Below are 14,747 nucleotides of genomic sequence, written 5' to 3'. Positions count from 1 at the left end.
ATAAACAAAAAATAATTTCAAACGTCCCGAAGGGACACCACAATTGTCAATTGTTCATTGTCAATTGTCAATTTTCAATCTCCAATTCATTTACCCATCCAAAATAAAAAACGAAAGGACACAATCATCATGGAAGAACTGCTTGAAATTCTGAACGACATTCAGCCCGGGGTGGACTTTGAACACGAGGATCACCTGATTGACGACCATCTGCTGGACTCTCTGTCCATCATTTCTCTGGTTGCCGAGCTTGAGGACACCTTTGACGTGACCATCCCCGCTGTGGAGATCATCCCCGCCAACTTCAATTCCGCCAATGCCATGCTGGAGATGGTTCAGCGGCTGCAGGAAGACTGAGGAGATCAGCTATGCAGCTGCTGACCCGCCTTTACGCAGGCGCGTTCCCGGATCTGTCCGCCTATTTCTCGGTGCTGTATCTGGGGCTCTTTCTGCCTCTGGCCCTGATCTTTTACGGACTGACCCCCAATAAATGGAAAAAATACGCACTGCTTCTTCTGAGCCTGGGCTTCTACTGGCTGATCAGCGGAGTGTACATCGTCTATCTTCTGCTCTCCGCCGCGGCCATCTGGGGCTGCGGGCTGTGGATGCGGCACATCTTTACCCGGCGGGACGCCGCGGTGAAGGCCGCGGAAAAATCTGAGCGGAAGGCCATCAAAAAAGCCTTCAACCGCCGGGCAAGAGGGGTGCTGGCCCTGGCAGTCACCGCCCACATCGGGCTGATTCTGGTGCTGAAATATTCCGGTTTCTTTCTGGAAAACGTCAACGCCCTGTTCGGCACCGTCTTTACCGTTCCGGCCTTCGTCAAGCCTCTGGGCCTGAGCTTCTTCATCCTGCAAAGCGTAAGCTATCTGGTGGATGTATACCGGCAGACCATTCCGGCGGACCGGAACATTCTGCGGCTGGGGCTGTTTCTGGGCTTTTTCCCGGGCATTGTAGAGGGCCCCATCTGCCGCTACGGACAGACGGCCCAGGCTCTCTGGGAAGCGGGCCCCATCCGGTATGAAAACCTCTGTCTGGGCCTCCAGCGGATTGCCTTCGGCCTTATGAAAAAGCTGGTCATCGCGGACCGGCTGAATCCGGTTGTGGAGGAGCTTTTTTCCCAGGCCAACAGCTACCCCGGCTATATGTCCCTGCTGGGCGGCATTCTCTACACCTTACAGCTCTACGCCGACTTCTCCGGCTCCATGGACGCGGTCTGCGGCACGGCCCGGATTTTCGGCATCACCATGCCGGAAAACTTCAAGCGCCCCTTTTTCTCCAAAAACATCTCCGAATTCTGGACCCGGTGGCACATCACCCTGGGCACCTGGTTCCGGGACTATATTTTCTATCCCGTCACCATGTCCGGCCCTTTGAAGAAGCTGACCACCGCCGCCCGGAAAAAACTGGGCAACCACTTCGGCCCTCTGATTGCCGGCTCCATTGCCCTGCTGTGTGTCTGGTTCTCCAACGGACTGTGGCACGGCGCCGCCTGGCACTATGTTTTCTTCGGCCTGTACCACTTCGTGCTGATCCTGCTTGGCAATGTCTTCGCGCCGTACCTGAAGACCGTCAACGAAAAGCTGCGCTTTACCCCGGAAAACAAGCCCTTCCGGCTGTTTCAGATGCTGCGGACGGCCTTTCTGGTGGTGCTGGGAGAAATCATCTTCCGGGCGGACAATATGGCCATGGCCGGAAGGATGCTGCGCCGGATCTTCACGGATTTCGGGAATCCCTTCAGCAAATATTACTCAATAAAGGACACGCTCATAACCCTTGTCAGCGTCATCAATTACAACATCCGGGATTTGTATATCGTGGCCGTGGCCGCGGCGATCATTCTGGCCGTCAGCATCCTCCAGGAGCGGGGCGTCTCCCTTCGGGAATCCCTGCAAAAGAGGCCGGTCTGGCTGCGCTGGTGCGTATGGTACGCCCTGATCCTCTTCATCCTGATCTTCGGCGCCTACGGCGCGGGCTATGTGGCCGTGGACCCGATGTACGCGAATTTTTGATCTGTAAAAAAACGGGACATGATTGCCTTGCGGCATTTCATGTCCCGTTTTCCTTGCAATTCGTCGAATTCTGTGCTGCCATACCCGAGGTGCTGCCAGCACCCCGGCAGGCGGTTCCCCTCGATCCATTCGGGGGTAACTCTTCTTTTGCCCCCTTCCAGATAGAAAGGGGGTGACGATTATGGTTACATGGGAAGGAATTTTTCAATTCTGCATGGTCATCATTGCCGTCATTACCCTGGTCCGCCAGGATAACAATAACAAGAAGAGATAATCGCCCAACTCTCTCCAAAGTTACGATTATCTCTTCGTGACACATTTGGGGAGCCGACCTGCTGGCGGCACCCTTTGTGTCTATACTGTACCCCAGGTCTTTTATTTTGTCAACCGTTCCGAAAACTTTCCCGCAACAACCGCATACGTTACAAATTTGCAGACACCATGTGAAAACAAGGTTGTAGGAAACGGCCTATGTCTCAGACTGTCAAAGAACTATGTCATTGCGAGGCAGTGCGCACACTGCCGTGGCAATCCCCCGGATTTTCAAACATTTTCATTCCTAGACCGGTAGTTTCTACGTCTAACCGGGGGATTCCCACACCAGTCTGAGGACTGGTTCGGAATGACATCCTATCCTTTGGACTTTTTTGACACGCTGGGCCCATGGCTGTCAATGTGTTTTCTCTCAGAAGTTTTTTCTTGACAAATATGAATTCTCCGCTATAATGATTAGCAAAGGCTAACTTCTACCGCAGGCGGATCGATCCCCCTTGCCGCCGCGGGATTGTTTGTTCTTTGTTACGCGGGAGCACCTCGGTTTTCAGGAACCGGGGTGCTTCAATTTTCCCTTGATTTTTTGGCGGAAACCTGATAAAATGCAGAAAAATTACAAAAAGGAGGTCCTTTATGGGTCAGGATATCTATTCGAAATTGGGCAGTATCCCTACAGGGCTTGCGCAGGAGGGGCTCATTGAGGGCTGTCTGGTGCTGGAAGGCGGCGCGTTTCGGGGGATGTATACCCAGGGTGCGCTGGATGCCTGGATGCAGCGGGGCGTAAACTTTTCCTGCACCTTGGGCGTCAGCGCCGGGGCCCTTGGCGGTGTCAGCTATGTCAGCGGACAGATCGGCCGCTCCGCCCGGGCCAACCTGGGCCACCGCCACGACAAAGCCTACATCGGCACGCAGGCTCTGCGGAAAAGCAAGAGCCTGATCCGGCTGGATTTTCTGCTGTACGACTACAACGAAATCGAACCGCTGGACACGCAGCGTTTCAACGATCCCCGCCGCCGCTTCCTGGCGGAGGCCACAGACTGCCGCACGGGAGAATCCGTCTTCTGGGAGCGGGGACAGTGCGATATCTTCGCCGCCGTAAAGGCCTCGGCCTCCATGCCCTTTGTGACGCCTATGGTGGATGTGAACGGCGTGCCCTGCCTGGACGGCGGGTGCAGCTGCGGCATTCCCTTCGACTGGGCATTGGGGCAGGGGTACGACAAGATCGTCGTCATCCGCACCCGGCACAGAAGCTACCGAAAGCCCCCCAAAGGACAAAATACCGCCGAAGCTGTCTACCGCCGCTGGCCGGAGTTTGCCCGGAACGTGGACCGGATTCATACGGTCTACAACGGTCTGTGCGACCGGCTGGAGGAGCTGGAGCGGTCCGGCAGAGTTTTTGTACTGGCCCCGGAGCGGCCCATTACCGTGTCCCGGGTGGAAGGAGACATGGAAAAGCTGGGCGCCCTCTACTGGCAGGGCTACACGGAGGGCCTGAACAGCCTGGAAGCCCTGTCCAGATACCTGGGCCAGCCGCTGTAAAAGCCTACAGCAGACCGTCAACACAAAAACTTTGCTCTATTTTGTCAATAGCTTTGTCCGCACACAGGCTGGGCCCCTCCGGGGGCCCCTTTCTTGTCCCGCCAAGAAAGGGGGAAAGAATGCGGCTTAAGGGAGGCGGGAGTCTTGAAGAAAAGCCTTCCCCTCCGGGGAAGGTGGCACGGCCGTAGGCCGTGACGAAAGAGGGACGGTAAACGCCTGAATACGGTACAGTCTCCGGCGAATTCGTATAACCTCGATTTGGAAGCTCCAATCGAAGAACGTACGAATTCGCCGAAGCCTCACAAATGGAGCCAGCCTCTACTGTCCCTCTTCAGTCTCGGCTTTGCCGAGCCAGCTTCCCCGGAGGGGAAGCCCTTACGACCTTAAGCTGCTCCCTCTTTCTTGTCCCGCCAAGAAGCTCCCCGCCGGAGGCACCCAGCCGAGATGTGGGCAGAGCTTTCGTCCGAAATAAATAACAAAGTTTTCACACACGAATGGGCGACAGCCCCTGCTTTATCTATCCCCTCTGTCAAAGGCCGTCAGGTCTTTGACCACCTCGCCGGCGATAATCATCCCGGCGGCAGCCACGGCGAAGGGGGTGGAGCCGGGGATGTCCCGGCGCTGGGTGCATTTGCGGGCGGTGCCCGGCGGGCAGACGCAGTGGGCCCGGCAGGAAATGGCCATATCCTCCAGAGGCCGGATGGGCTTTTCCTCGGAGTACACCACCTTCAGGTGGTCAATGCCGTTCTGGCGGCAGATCTTCCGCATGACCCGGGCCAGAGGGCAGACGCTGGTCTCATAGATATCCGCAACCTTGAAGGCGGAGGCCTCCACCTTGTTGCCCGCGCCCATGGAGCTGATGACACGCACCCCCGCCGCCCGGGCGCAGAGGATGATCTCCTTCTTGCCCGTCACGGTGTCGATGGCGTCCACCACATAGTCGTACTGGGAAAAGTCGAACTGATCTTTGGTGTCCGGCATGAAAAAGGTCTGATGGGTGGTCACCCGGCAGTTGGGGTTGATGTCCAGAATGCGGTCTTTCGCCACATCCACCTTGTATTTGCCCACGGTGCCGCGGGTCGCGATGATCTGCCGGTTCAGATTGGTGATGCAGACCTTATCGTCGTCAATGAGATCCAACGCCCCCACTCCGGACCGGGCCAGAGCCTCCACCGTATAGCCGCCCACGCCGCCGATGCCAAACACGGCCACCCGGGCGTTTTTCAGTTTTTCCATAGCGTCCTTGCCGAAGACCAGCTCCGACCGGGAAAATTGATTCAGCATAGTTGTCTCCTAGTTGTCTGTGAAAGTTATGAGCCCGCAGAAAACGAATTGACAATTGACAATGAACAATTGACAATTATGGTGTCCCTGCGGGACGAATTTGAAATTATTTGATTTGTTTCCGAAGGAAACTCCTCCATTGTCAACTGTCAATTGTCAATTGTCAATTTTATAATGACGTAAGCCCAGTTATTATACTACTATTTTCATAGGTTTTCAATCCATCCAATGGTGTCCCTGCGGGACGAATTTGAATTTTTATTTGAATCGTTTCCGAAAGGAAACACCTTAATTGTCAACTGTCAATTGTCAATTGTCAATTTTATAAAGTCTTTTCCCATTCTCAAACGTAATGAACTCCGCCTCCTCCGGGGTGACGCCCCAGAGGGCCGCCAGAGCCTCGGCCATGCGGCAGAGCCGGGTGGGGTCGTTGCGTTTGCCCCGGAAGGGTTCCGGGGACATATAGGGGCAGTCGGTCTCGATGACCACCCGGTCCCGGGGCACCGCCGCGGCGGCCTCCAGCGCCCGACGGGCATTTTTGAAGGTCAGCACCCCCGTAAAGCCAACGTACCAGCCCCGGTCCGCCAGCCATTTGGCCATTTCCGCGGAGCCGGAAAAGCAGTGGAACACCCCCATCACCTGAGAAAACTCCGTGACGATCCGCATGCCGTCCTGATGGGCCTCCCGCTCATGGACGATGACGGGCAGATTCAGCTCCCGGGCCAGCTCCATCTGTGCCCGGAAAGCCCGCTGCTGGATATCCCGGGGGATATCCTCATAGTGATAGTCCAGACCGATCTCGCCCACGGCCCGGATCTTTGGATTCTCCCGGCACATGGCCCGGTAGGCATCCAGCACCTCGTCGTTCACCTCGTCGGCGGCGTCCGGGTGGGAGCCCACGGCGGAGTAGATGTAGTCATAGCGCTGAGAGAGCCCGGAGGCCGCCCGGGAGGACGCCAGAGAGCAGCCGGGGTTCATCAAAAGCCCAATGCCCGCCTGGGGCAGGGCGGTTTCCAGAAGGAAGGCCCGGTCCGGGTCAAAGGCATGGTCGTCCATATGGGCGTGGGTGTCAAAAAGCATGGAATTTTCCTTTCTATTCTACGATCATGCCCACCAGACAGCCGTCCCACTCCCAGACCCGGGGGTCGGAAAGGGAAAAGGCCGTGTGGTTGGGGATGCCCTGCAAGCCCGTGCCCCGGCACTTCAAAAGGGCCTCCTTCAGAACCCAGAAGGTCAGAAAGGCCCGGCGCTGGTCGGCAGCCTGGGCAAATTGGCCGTACTCCGGGGCGGACAGGATCCTCCCGGCGATTTTCAGCCGCACGGGGCGGTCCAGCTCCTCCATGTCGATGCCCACCGGGCGCTGCCCCAGCACGCACACCGCGTGACGGCCGGTATGGGAGATGGAGAAGCAATAGGGGCTGTCGGGGAAATAGGGCTTTCCGGTTTTGGAAAGCCGGACAGGCGGCAGGGCCAGGCCGGTCTCTTCCAGATAGAGCTGCCGCAGCAAAGCCCACCCGGCCTCATGGCCGCTGCGGCCCTCCAGGCGGCAGCAGGCGTATCTCATTGGGCGTCGATGACATTGCCGCCGTCCCCCAGCAGCTTGCCGGGCTTCAGACGGTCAAAGGCCATGAGCACGGCCACCAGGATCACCAGAATGCCCAGAATCACCCAGACCGCCCGGGAGGTGGTCATGGGCAAAAGAATCAGCAGTCCGCCGATGACGGCGGAGAGCAGGGCGTACTTCATGCCGCACTTCCATTTGGCGGCGTTGATGATGTCCTGAATGGCCCGTACCAGAATCAGCAGCCCGGCCACCCGGCCCAGCGCCGCCGCCAGACGCAGAGGGTTGCGCAGCAGCCAGGTGCCCAGAGCCAGCGTCACGGCTACGAACAGCACCCGGCTGGCGGTAATATCCCGGACGGCCAGAGACTCAATCAGCGTGCCGGCACCCAGCAGAATCATGCCCCAGCCAAGGATCTTGCCCACCACCGCGGAGGCGGAGTCCGGCCGGACGATGAGCAGAATGCCCAGCAGCACCATCAGCGCGGGGGTCAGCATCAGCCGCACCAGATTCCGAATTTCCGTCTTTTTCATAAAGACCACACCTTTCTTTTATTGAGAATATGATACCCCTTTTTTGCCAGTCTGTCAACGATTGCCCCGGGCATATTCGGATTTTCCCCGCATATACTGCTTCCGGAAAGGGGGTGGAGGTTCTGGTTCAGGAGAGCCACAGTCTGCGGCTGACGGAGCGCAAAAGCCTCAGCGTTACCGGGGTCACGGAGGTGATCCGCTTTGAGGAGGACACGGTGGTTTTGCAGACGGAAATGGGTACTCTGGTGGTTCAGGGGGAGCAGCTGCAATTGAAGGAGCTGTCCGTAGAAGGGGGCCATGTCGCGGTGGAGGGCACGGTCAGCGCCCTGAGCTACGAGGTGCCCCGGCAGGCAGGGTCCTTCCTGCAGAGGCTGCTGGGATGATCCGCCAGTCTCTTGCCCGGATGGGCTATGCGCTTCTTTTGGGCGCGTGCCTCGGCGTCTTTTGGGACTTTCTGCGGCTCCCGGCAAAGCACCGGCGCAATCTGGCGGACGGTCTGTTCCTGCTGGGCGCCGCCTGGGCGCTGTGCGTTCTGAACTTCGGCGTCTGCGGAGGGGACCCGCGGCTGGCCTGCGCCCTTGGGATGCTGCCGGGCTTCTGTCTGGAGCAGGCGGCGCTGACCAAACCGCTCTCTCCCGTTTTTTATGGCTTTTGGTCTATTTTGGCCCGGATACGGCGTCCGTTTTTGACATTCCGAAAAAAAATTTTCAAATTCGCAAAAAATGTGTTTGCATCTGCCGGAAAATGGGTTACAATAGGACGGAAGAATTCGCAAAGCCCGGGAGGTGCGCCCAATGACAGAGTCATCCGTAAAGGTCGGCAATACCAGAATCGTCTGGAACCATTCCACGCCGCTGCTGAAGATATTGGTGGTCAGTCTGGTGGTGTTTTCCATGCTGGCGCTGGCTGCCCTCAGCTGGGTCAAGCTCAGCGTGCGGGAGCAGACCCGGCAGACCCTGGAACTGGCCGCCCAGACCGCGGGCCAGAACCGCAAGCTGGAAGAACGCCTGGGCGACATGGAATCGGAAGAAGCCATCCGGGCCATAGCCGAGGAAGAGCTGGGTCTTGTGAACCCCAAAGCCGTGGTCATCGTGCCCGGCGCCGGAAACTGAAACCCGGCAGCCTGAATGCAACCGGCTGCCTAAAATAGTTTGGAGGAAACATAGCATCTATGGAGTTAACCGTCGGAGCCGTTTTAGAGGGAAAAGTCAAGTCCATTACCAATTTTGGCGCGTTCATCGCCCTGCCGGAGAATAAGACCGGCATGGTACATATCTCAGAGGTGGCCAACGCCTACGTCAGCGACATCCACCAGCATCTGACCGAGGGGCAGGACGTAAAGGTAATGGTCATCGGCCTGGACAATGGCAAGATCAATCTGTCCATCAAGCGCCTGGAGCCCAAGCCCCAGCGGGAAAACGCCCCCAGAGGCGAGTTCCGCGGCAACAGCGCCCCACGCCGGGAAGGCCAGGGCAATCGCCCCAGCCGCGCCCCCATACAGCCCGCGGCCCCCAAGACGGCGGACCAGCTGTTTGAGGAGAAGCTGAAGGCATTCATGTCCGAATCCGACAGCAAAATCTCTTCCATCCGCCAGTACTCCGACCACCGGACCAAGAGCAGAAGAAGATAAAAAACAGGGACTGTCAAAAAGTCCCAAAGATAGCATGTCATTCCGAACCAGTCCGCAGACTGGTGTGGGAATCCCCCGGTTAGGCGTAGGGACTGCCGGTTTAGGAATCAAAATGTTTGAAAATCCGGGGGATTGCCACGGCAGTGCGCACACTGCCTCGCAATGACATAGTTCTTTGACAGTCTGAGCTCCCCTTTCAGGGGAGCTATTTTGCAGCAGCCCTTTTTAAGGAGAAAGTTATGTCAACAGTCGTGATTACCGGCGGCTCCCGGGGCATCGGCCGGGCGGCGGTGGAATTGTTCGCGGGGAAAGGATACAGGGTCTTCTTCCTCTATGAAAAAAACGACGCCGCGGCCCGGGAGGTTTCCGGGAAAACCGGCGCGGTTCCCATCCGCTGCGATGTGGCGGACAGCGCAGCCGTCAAAGCCGCCTTCCGGCAGATCGGCGATGTGGATATTCTCATCTGCAACGCGGGCATCTGTTTTTACGGTCTCATGCAGTCCATGCCGGAGGCGGACTGGGACCGGATCTTCGCCGTCAACGTCAAGGGCGTCTACAACTGCGTCAACGCCGCCCTGCCGTCCTTTCTGCAAAAGCAAAAAGGCAGCATCGTAACGGTTTCCAGTATGTGGGGCCGGGTTGGCTCCAGCTGCGAGGCCGCTTATTCTGCCACCAAGGGGGCCGTTATCGCCCTGACCAAGGCTCTGGCCAAGGAGCTTGGCCCCAGCGGCATCCGGGTCAACTGCGTTGCCCCCGGGGTGATTCTGACGGACATGTGCGCTCAGGTGGACCCTGAGACGCTGGACGCGCTGGCCCAGGAGGCCCCGCTGGGCCGGAACGGAACGCCGGAGGACGTGGCAAAGGCCATGGAATACCTGGCAAACGCGGAATTTATCACCGGAAACGTGTTGAACGTAGACGGTGGATTTGCGATTTAGGAGGAAATAGAAATGAAAATTGCCATTGGCTGTGACCACGGCGCGTATGTTCTGAAAATCAAGGTAGCGGACCACCTGCGCAAGGCAGGCTACGAAGTCGCGGACTTCGGCACCAACGGCCCCGAAAGCTGCGACTATCCGGATTTCGCCGCGGCAGCCGCCCGGGCGGTAGCCTCCGGAGAATGCGAAAAGGGCATCGTACTGTGCACCACCGGCATCGGCGTTTCCATTGCCGCCAACAAGGTAAAAGGCATCCGCTGCGCCCTGCTGTCCGACGTTCTCTCCGCCAAAATGACCCGGCTGCACAACGACACCAACATGATGGCCCTGGGCGCCGGCATTGTGGGCGAGAATCTGGCTCTGGAGATCGTGGACACCTGGCTCTCCACCCCCTTCTCCGGCGAACCCCGCCACCAGCGCCGCATTGACAAGGTCATGGCCCTGGAACAGGAATAAAAACGAAATCACAGCCCGCCTCGACATTTGAGGCGGGCTGTGTGTATCTGTAAACGTATACAAAACAACGGTTCGTTTCCTCACTGTAGGGGGCGATGCCCTCATCGCCCCGCCGGGTGCGTTGACAGAGCGGTCGCAAAAAAACGAACAAGTCCCTCCCGCAAGGTTTCCGGGCCGATGTGGGCATCGGCCCCTACGAAAAAACATGCGTTCCCGCCGTTGGGGGCGATGCCGCCTCACAGGTCAGCTTGTGCCGCCTGCGCATCCAGAGTCTTTACATACATCTCCTCCACTGCGCCAAAAGCGGGCTGCTTTCGGCCGGTGGGGGTGAAGCCATGGGATCTGTAGAAGCGGATCGCGGGCAGATTGCGGTCGAAGACCCAGAGGAGGATATTCCGGTACCCGGCGGCTTTTGCGTCCGCCAGAACCCGCGCCATCATCATGCTGCCATAGCCCCTGTGCCAGTTCTCCTCCAAAGAGTGGATGCAGATCAGCTCGGCAAAGCCAGCCATATCGGCATCCCGGGCGGCGTCCCACCATGCGATACAATGGGGCTTTCCGTCCAGCTCCAGAATATAGCCGTGGCCTTTCCCGGCTACCAGAAGCCGCCGGTACATGGCGGTGGCGTGCTCCAGATCCGTGGCTTTTGCCAATAGATCCCCCGGGACAATACTCTGAAAGGCGGCCTTCCAGCTTTCGGTCTGTATGTAAGCCAGCCGGGCTTCATCCCCGGCAGAGGCAGGGCGGATGTGGATCATTTTTTGTTACCTCGGATTCAAGTAGTTTGAAAATGGGGGTGACAGAATGCCCCCCTGGCTCCCCCTCTGGGGGAGCTGGCGTGCGCAGCACGACTGAGAGGGTACAAGCGGCGGGATCCAACCCTCTCAGTCACGGCGTTTCCGCCGTGACAGCTCTCCCATAGGGAGAGCCAAGGGGTACAACACCCCCGATTTGCCTTACTCCTTCGGCTCCTCTTTTTCCGCCTGGGCTTTTGCGCAGACCCGCTCGGCGAGTCTCTCCCGGTCGTGGGGGCGGAAGTGGAGGACGGTCAGAGCGGCCACGGCGGCGACACAGCCAACGGCGCCCAGGACCTGGCTGACACGGAAGGAGCCCCAATAGAGGCTGTCCATCCGCAGGCCCTCGATGATGGCCCGGCCCAGGCCGTACCAGGCGCAGTAGCCCAGAGCGATCTGCCCGTCATAGGCCCGTCTGGGGTACAGAAAGTGCAGGATCAGGAAGCCCGTAAAATTCCACAGGCTCTCATACAGGAAGGTGGGGTGGTAGAACTCCCACTGGCCGGTCACCGTGTTGAACAGGCCCATGCGGGAGAAAGCCTGGGTGGGCGCGCCGAAGGCCTCCCGGTTGAAAAAGTTGCCCCAGCGGCCCACGAACTGGCCGATCAGGAAGCCCATGACCACCAGATCCAGCAGGGCGGGCAGAGAGCATTTTTTGACGCGGCAGTACACCGCCACGCCGAGAAACGCGCCCATGACCGCGCCGTAAATGGCAAGGCCGCCGTTCCAGATGTACAGCACGGAAATGGGATCCGCCGCGTACTCGGACCAGCTGAACACGCAGTAGTAAACACGGGCGCAGATAACGGCAAAGGGCGTGATCCAGAGGATGCCGTCCAGAATGTCGTCCTCCGTCAGGCCCGCCCGTTTGCTGCGGCGGCTGCAATAGACGCCGGCCAGCAGCAGGCCGAAGGCAATGACCAGACCATACATATGGATGGTCAGCGGCCCGATGGTGAAATAGCGGATGGGGTCGATCTCGATGCCGAACAGGGGGAACGAGATCCGGGAATAGTTTGCGGGATTCAGGCTCATATTTCTTCGTCTCCTTCTCGGACGGGGAAAATCACCGACAGGCAGCTGTTTTCCGCCCGAAGGGTCTGTTTCAGAAATTCCTCTACGTCCTCTTTTTGGATGGTTTTATAGATTTCCGGAAACCGGAAATAGTCAAAGTCGCTGAACGCGTAGGCGCAGAGCCGGAAGCAGGTGGCGTCGAAGGAATCCAGTCCCTTGATCCGGCGGCCAAAGGCGCTGCGCTTCATGCGGTCGAAAGCTGTCCGGGAAATGCCGGAAAAATCCTGAGCGGCGGAGAGCACCGCCTTCCGGACGGCCTCCGGGTCCATGCTGTCGCCGCCGCAGGTAAACAGGGCGCAGCCGTCGATGGTCTCGTAGCCGCCGCCGAAGGAGCTGTCGATGATTCCCTCGTCGTAGAGCTTCAGATACAGCTCAGAGCTTTCCCCGAACAGGGTCTCCGCGGCCAGATCCGCCAGAAATTCCTGCCGGATGGCGGCGTCCCCCTTGCCGGGAGCCGGACACTTGAACGCCAGCGTGAAGGTGGGCATGGCCACCTCCATGGCGTCCCCCACGTCCCGTTGGGCGCAGGTCAGGGATTCGTCCCAGTCCCTTATTTTTTCGCCCACCTCCCCTTTGCCGTCCCCCAGAATTTCCCGGGCGGCTTTTTCCACGGCCTCCGGATCCACGTCTCCCATGACGCAGAGCATCATGTTTCCGGGGGTATAGAAGGCCTTGTGGCACAGAGTCAGATTTTCCGGGGTGATCTCCCGGATGGTCTCGGAGGTGCCCAGAATGGGAATGCGGATGGGGTGCCTTTCGTACATGGCTTTTGCCAGATTTTCAAAGACCACGCTGTCCGGGGCGTCCAGATTCATGCCGATCTCCTGATCGATGATGCCCCGCTCCTTTTCCACGCTTTCCGCCGTAAAATGGGGGGTGCTGACGAATTCCAGCAGCAGGCGCAGGCTTTCGTCAAAGTGGTCCGTGCAGGAAAAGTAATAGGCGGTCATGTCGTAGCTGGTAAAGGCATTGCTGGAAGCGCCGTAGGCGGCGAACTCCGCGCTGACGTCCCGGCCTCCCGGCAAATCGAACATTTTATGCTCCAGATAGTGGGCGATTCCGGCGGGAACGGTGTATTCCCGCCCCTCAAACCGGAAATGGGTATGGATGGAGCCGAAATCCGTGACGAAATAGGCCTGCTTTTTGGCAAAGCCCGGCTTGGGCACCACGGCCAGCCGCAGCCCGTTGGGCAGGACCTTCCGGTAAACGGTCTCGTCCAGCTTTGGGTAGCTTGTCCCGGTCATTGGCTCACTCCTTTCAGAAAACAGGTGCTGTGCGGCGTCAGGCTGTCCGCGGCCCGGGTCAGGTCCTCCGGGGTGACGGCCTCCAGTGCCTTTCTGTGGGCCTGAGGGTCCAGACCGCTGCCGCCCAGAACCATGGAGGAATAGTAGCTTTCCAGCGCCCCGGGGGAATCCGGCACACTTTCCAGCGCGCTGATGAGGGAGGCCCGGGCAGCGGTCAGCTCCTCCCCGGTGATCTCTCCCCGGCGGCAGGCGTCCAGCTGCCGCAGAACCTCTTCCCGGACGTGGGCTTCCTTGTCAAAATCAATGCCCGCGGATACCAGAACGATGCCCTTGGCGCTGTAGTACCCCGCGCCGATGGAATAGCACAGGCTCTGCTTTTCCCGGATGTTCCGGAACAGCTTGCTGGTCACGTCCCCGCCGAACACCGCGCAGAGCAGCTGCATAGCGGGAAAGCCGGGGTCCTTCGCCGTGACGGGCGTGGCGAAGCCCATGCAGAGCTTTCCCTGGGTCAGCTCCATCCGCTCGCAGAGGTCTGCGGCCTTGCTGAGCCGCAGGCCGCTCTGGGCAGGCAGGGGCAGCGGGGCGCGGTCCTCCTCCGCGAAAAGTTTCCGGACAAGGCCCGCCATCCGTTCCGGGGCGGCAGAGCCTACATATAGGATTTCTATCTGACTTTCCCGGCGCAGACGCCTGTAGTGGGAAAGAAGGGCCTGTGGCGTAACGGCCTCCACGTCTTCCCGCTCCCCCATCCGGGGCACGCCGAAGGAATCCTCCCGGCACATATTTTTCAGCAGCTGCTGGGCGCAGTAGGCCCGTTTGTCGTTGAACTCCGCCTCAATGGCGTAGATCTGGTTGATTTTCTCCCCCTCTACAAATTCAGGAAGAAACCCACCGTTTTCCTCGGGATACGCAAAGAGCAGCTCCTTCAGAAAATCCATGGCCTGCTCTGTCAGGGCCTCGCCCTCCCGGGCGAAGCGGTCATCCATCAGGCTCAGGTAGAGCCCGGTGGTCTGCCAGTCCCCCGCCCGGCGGGAAATGGGGCTGACGGCCGCGCCGTAGAGGTCGTCCAGCCGCTGGGTGATCTGCCGCAGATCCGGGGCGCTTTTGCACCCCCGCAGCAGCACGCTGGGGATCAGGGCATTCATAGCCGCCTCTTCCCGGCACATGGGCCGGATATACTGGAGACTCAGGGCGCTGTGCTTGAACCGCCGGTCCTGAACACAGCGCAGATGGATGCCGGGAAATATTTCGGAATGTGTAAGCATAGGTACTCCTTAAAAAGGGGGTAATACATTGAGCTTTTCTTTTTGAATTTTACCCCGTAACTTGTTTCGGCTGGGTCCCTCCGGGGGCCCCTTTCTTGTCCCGCCAAGAAAGGGGGAAAGAATGCGGCCTAAGGGAGGCGCTGTCGG

General features: G+C 58.9%; 17 protein-coding genes. 9 read left to right on the top strand and 8 right to left on the bottom strand.

Annotation, left to right across the window (positions count from 1 at the left end; translation table 11 throughout):
- The first annotated feature begins 129 nt into the window (after positions 1-129).
- The 4 genes from KQI10_RS00295 (at position 130) to KQI10_RS00285 (ending at position 3,824) form a co-directional block, all read left to right on the top strand.
- The gene (locus KQI10_RS00295) at positions 130-357 is read left to right on the top strand and encodes a phosphopantetheine-binding protein (protein ID WP_216565361.1); all 228 of its coding nucleotides are present in this window, start codon (positions 130-132) and stop codon (positions 355-357) included.
- An 11-nt stretch (positions 358-368) separates the two neighbouring features.
- Positions 369-2,012 (top strand): MBOAT family protein, encoded by a 1,644-nt coding sequence (locus KQI10_RS00290; RefSeq protein WP_216565360.1) that lies wholly within the window; start codon positions 369-371, stop codon positions 2,010-2,012.
- A gap of 181 nt (positions 2,013-2,193) precedes the next feature.
- Complete coding sequence (locus KQI10_RS11610; RefSeq protein ID WP_253285002.1) at positions 2,194-2,286, top strand: putative holin-like toxin; 93 nt, start codon at positions 2,194-2,196, stop codon at positions 2,284-2,286.
- A 632-nt stretch (positions 2,287-2,918) separates the two neighbouring features.
- Complete coding sequence (locus KQI10_RS00285; protein WP_216565359.1) at positions 2,919-3,824, top strand: patatin family protein; 906 nt, start codon at positions 2,919-2,921, stop codon at positions 3,822-3,824.
- Between the two features lie 513 nt (positions 3,825-4,337).
- Here the strand turns inward: KQI10_RS00285 and KQI10_RS00280 are convergent.
- The 4 genes from KQI10_RS00280 to KQI10_RS00265 all read right to left on the bottom strand — a co-directional run bounded on the left by KQI10_RS00280 (position 4,338) and on the right by KQI10_RS00265 (position 7,202).
- On the bottom strand, positions 4,338-5,108 hold the full coding sequence (locus KQI10_RS00280; protein ID WP_216565358.1) for a ThiF family adenylyltransferase: 771 nt from the start codon (positions 5,106-5,108) through the stop codon (positions 4,338-4,340).
- A 309-nt stretch (positions 5,109-5,417) separates the two neighbouring features.
- Complete coding sequence (locus tag KQI10_RS00275; protein ID WP_216565357.1) at positions 5,418-6,188, bottom strand: TatD family hydrolase; 771 nt, start codon at positions 6,186-6,188, stop codon at positions 5,418-5,420.
- A 13-nt stretch (positions 6,189-6,201) separates the two neighbouring features.
- Positions 6,202-6,672 carry a 4'-phosphopantetheinyl transferase superfamily protein gene (locus KQI10_RS00270; RefSeq protein WP_216565356.1) on the bottom strand — a complete coding sequence of 157 codons (471 nt, stop codon included), beginning with the start codon at positions 6,670-6,672 and terminating at the stop codon, positions 6,202-6,204.
- A complete protein-coding gene (locus KQI10_RS00265; protein WP_216565355.1) occupies positions 6,669-7,202 on the bottom strand; it encodes a DUF308 domain-containing protein in 534 nt (177 codons plus the stop codon). Before KQI10_RS00265 ends, KQI10_RS00270 begins: the two co-directional genes overlap by 4 nt.
- Positions 7,203-7,231: 29 nt before the next feature.
- Here KQI10_RS00265 and yabP point away from each other — a divergent pair, with 29 nt between their 5' ends.
- From yabP to rpiB, 5 genes are all read left to right on the top strand, one after another.
- Positions 7,232-7,585 (top strand): sporulation protein YabP, encoded by a 354-nt coding sequence (yabP, locus tag KQI10_RS00260; RefSeq protein WP_216565354.1) that lies wholly within the window; start codon positions 7,232-7,234, stop codon positions 7,583-7,585.
- Between the two features lie 411 nt (positions 7,586-7,996).
- Entirely contained in the window at positions 7,997-8,314 is a 318-nt protein-coding gene (locus KQI10_RS00255) for a hypothetical protein (protein WP_216565353.1), read from the top strand.
- A gap of 59 nt (positions 8,315-8,373) precedes the next feature.
- A complete protein-coding gene (locus KQI10_RS00250; protein ID WP_216565352.1) occupies positions 8,374-8,832 on the top strand; it encodes a S1 RNA-binding domain-containing protein in 459 nt (152 codons plus the stop codon).
- Positions 8,833-9,071: 239 nt separating this feature from the next.
- Complete coding sequence (locus KQI10_RS00245) at positions 9,072-9,770, top strand: SDR family oxidoreductase (protein ID WP_216565351.1); 699 nt, start codon at positions 9,072-9,074, stop codon at positions 9,768-9,770.
- Between the two features lie 12 nt (positions 9,771-9,782).
- Positions 9,783-10,226: a ribose 5-phosphate isomerase B gene (gene rpiB / locus KQI10_RS00240; protein ID WP_216565350.1), complete on the top strand. Its 444-nt coding sequence runs from the start codon at positions 9,783-9,785 to the stop codon at positions 10,224-10,226.
- A gap of 236 nt (positions 10,227-10,462) precedes the next feature.
- Here the strand turns inward: rpiB and KQI10_RS00235 are convergent, their stop codons facing one another.
- From KQI10_RS00235 to yfmF, 4 genes are all read right to left on the bottom strand, one after another.
- Positions 10,463-10,984: a GNAT family N-acetyltransferase gene (locus tag KQI10_RS00235; RefSeq protein ID WP_216565349.1), complete on the bottom strand. Its 522-nt coding sequence runs from the start codon at positions 10,982-10,984 to the stop codon at positions 10,463-10,465.
- Positions 10,985-11,182: 198 nt separating this feature from the next.
- Positions 11,183-12,055 carry a prolipoprotein diacylglyceryl transferase gene (gene lgt / locus KQI10_RS00230; protein ID WP_216565348.1) on the bottom strand — a complete coding sequence of 291 codons (873 nt, stop codon included), beginning with the start codon at positions 12,053-12,055 and terminating at the stop codon, positions 11,183-11,185.
- Entirely contained in the window at positions 12,052-13,338 is a 1,287-nt protein-coding gene (gene yfmH / locus KQI10_RS00225; protein ID WP_216565347.1) for an EF-P 5-aminopentanol modification-associated protein YfmH, read from the bottom strand. The genes lgt and yfmH overlap by 4 nt, the downstream gene beginning before the upstream one ends.
- Positions 13,335-14,600 carry an EF-P 5-aminopentanol modification-associated protein YfmF gene (yfmF, locus tag KQI10_RS00220; RefSeq protein ID WP_216565346.1) on the bottom strand — a complete coding sequence of 422 codons (1,266 nt, stop codon included), beginning with the start codon at positions 14,598-14,600 and terminating at the stop codon, positions 13,335-13,337. Before yfmF ends, yfmH begins: the two co-directional genes overlap by 4 nt.
- Between the last annotated feature and the right edge of the window lie 147 nt (positions 14,601-14,747).

The organism is Pseudoflavonifractor sp. MSJ-30, assembly GCF_018918045.1.
GTDB lineage: Bacteria > Bacillota > Clostridia > Oscillospirales > Oscillospiraceae > Faecousia.
This window is presented reverse-complemented; position numbering and strand designations above follow the sequence as displayed.

Excerpts from the sequence above, each read along its gene's own strand:
- KQI10_RS00295 (WP_216565361.1), top strand. The coding sequence starts at position 130 with ATGGAAGAACTGCTTGAAATTCTGAACGACATTCAGCCCGGGGTGGAC.
- KQI10_RS00290 (WP_216565360.1), top strand. The coding sequence starts at position 369 with ATGCAGCTGCTGACCCGCCTTTACGCAGGCGCGTTCCCGGATCTGTCC.
- KQI10_RS11610 (WP_253285002.1), top strand. The coding sequence starts at position 2,194 with ATGGTTACATGGGAAGGAATTTTTCAATTCTGCATGGTCATCATTGCC.
- KQI10_RS00285 (WP_216565359.1), top strand. The coding sequence starts at position 2,919 with ATGGGTCAGGATATCTATTCGAAATTGGGCAGTATCCCTACAGGGCTT.
- KQI10_RS00280 (WP_216565358.1), bottom strand. The coding sequence starts at position 5,108 with ATGCTGAATCAATTTTCCCGGTCGGAGCTGGTCTTCGGCAAGGACGCT.
- KQI10_RS00275 (WP_216565357.1), bottom strand. The coding sequence starts at position 6,188 with ATGCTTTTTGACACCCACGCCCATATGGACGACCATGCCTTTGACCCG.
- KQI10_RS00270 (WP_216565356.1), bottom strand. The coding sequence starts at position 6,672 with ATGAGATACGCCTGCTGCCGCCTGGAGGGCCGCAGCGGCCATGAGGCC.
- KQI10_RS00265 (WP_216565355.1), bottom strand. The coding sequence starts at position 7,202 with ATGAAAAAGACGGAAATTCGGAATCTGGTGCGGCTGATGCTGACCCCC.
- yabP (WP_216565354.1), top strand. The coding sequence starts at position 7,232 with ATGATACCCCTTTTTTGCCAGTCTGTCAACGATTGCCCCGGGCATATT.
- KQI10_RS00255 (WP_216565353.1), top strand. The coding sequence starts at position 7,997 with ATGACAGAGTCATCCGTAAAGGTCGGCAATACCAGAATCGTCTGGAAC.
- KQI10_RS00250 (WP_216565352.1), top strand. The coding sequence starts at position 8,374 with ATGGAGTTAACCGTCGGAGCCGTTTTAGAGGGAAAAGTCAAGTCCATT.
- KQI10_RS00245 (WP_216565351.1), top strand. The coding sequence starts at position 9,072 with ATGTCAACAGTCGTGATTACCGGCGGCTCCCGGGGCATCGGCCGGGCG.
- rpiB (WP_216565350.1), top strand. The coding sequence starts at position 9,783 with ATGAAAATTGCCATTGGCTGTGACCACGGCGCGTATGTTCTGAAAATC.
- KQI10_RS00235 (WP_216565349.1), bottom strand. The coding sequence starts at position 10,984 with ATGATCCACATCCGCCCTGCCTCTGCCGGGGATGAAGCCCGGCTGGCT.
- lgt (WP_216565348.1), bottom strand. The coding sequence starts at position 12,055 with ATGAGCCTGAATCCCGCAAACTATTCCCGGATCTCGTTCCCCCTGTTC.
- yfmH (WP_216565347.1), bottom strand. The coding sequence starts at position 13,338 with ATGACCGGGACAAGCTACCCAAAGCTGGACGAGACCGTTTACCGGAAG.
- yfmF (WP_216565346.1), bottom strand. The coding sequence starts at position 14,600 with ATGCTTACACATTCCGAAATATTTCCCGGCATCCATCTGCGCTGTGTT.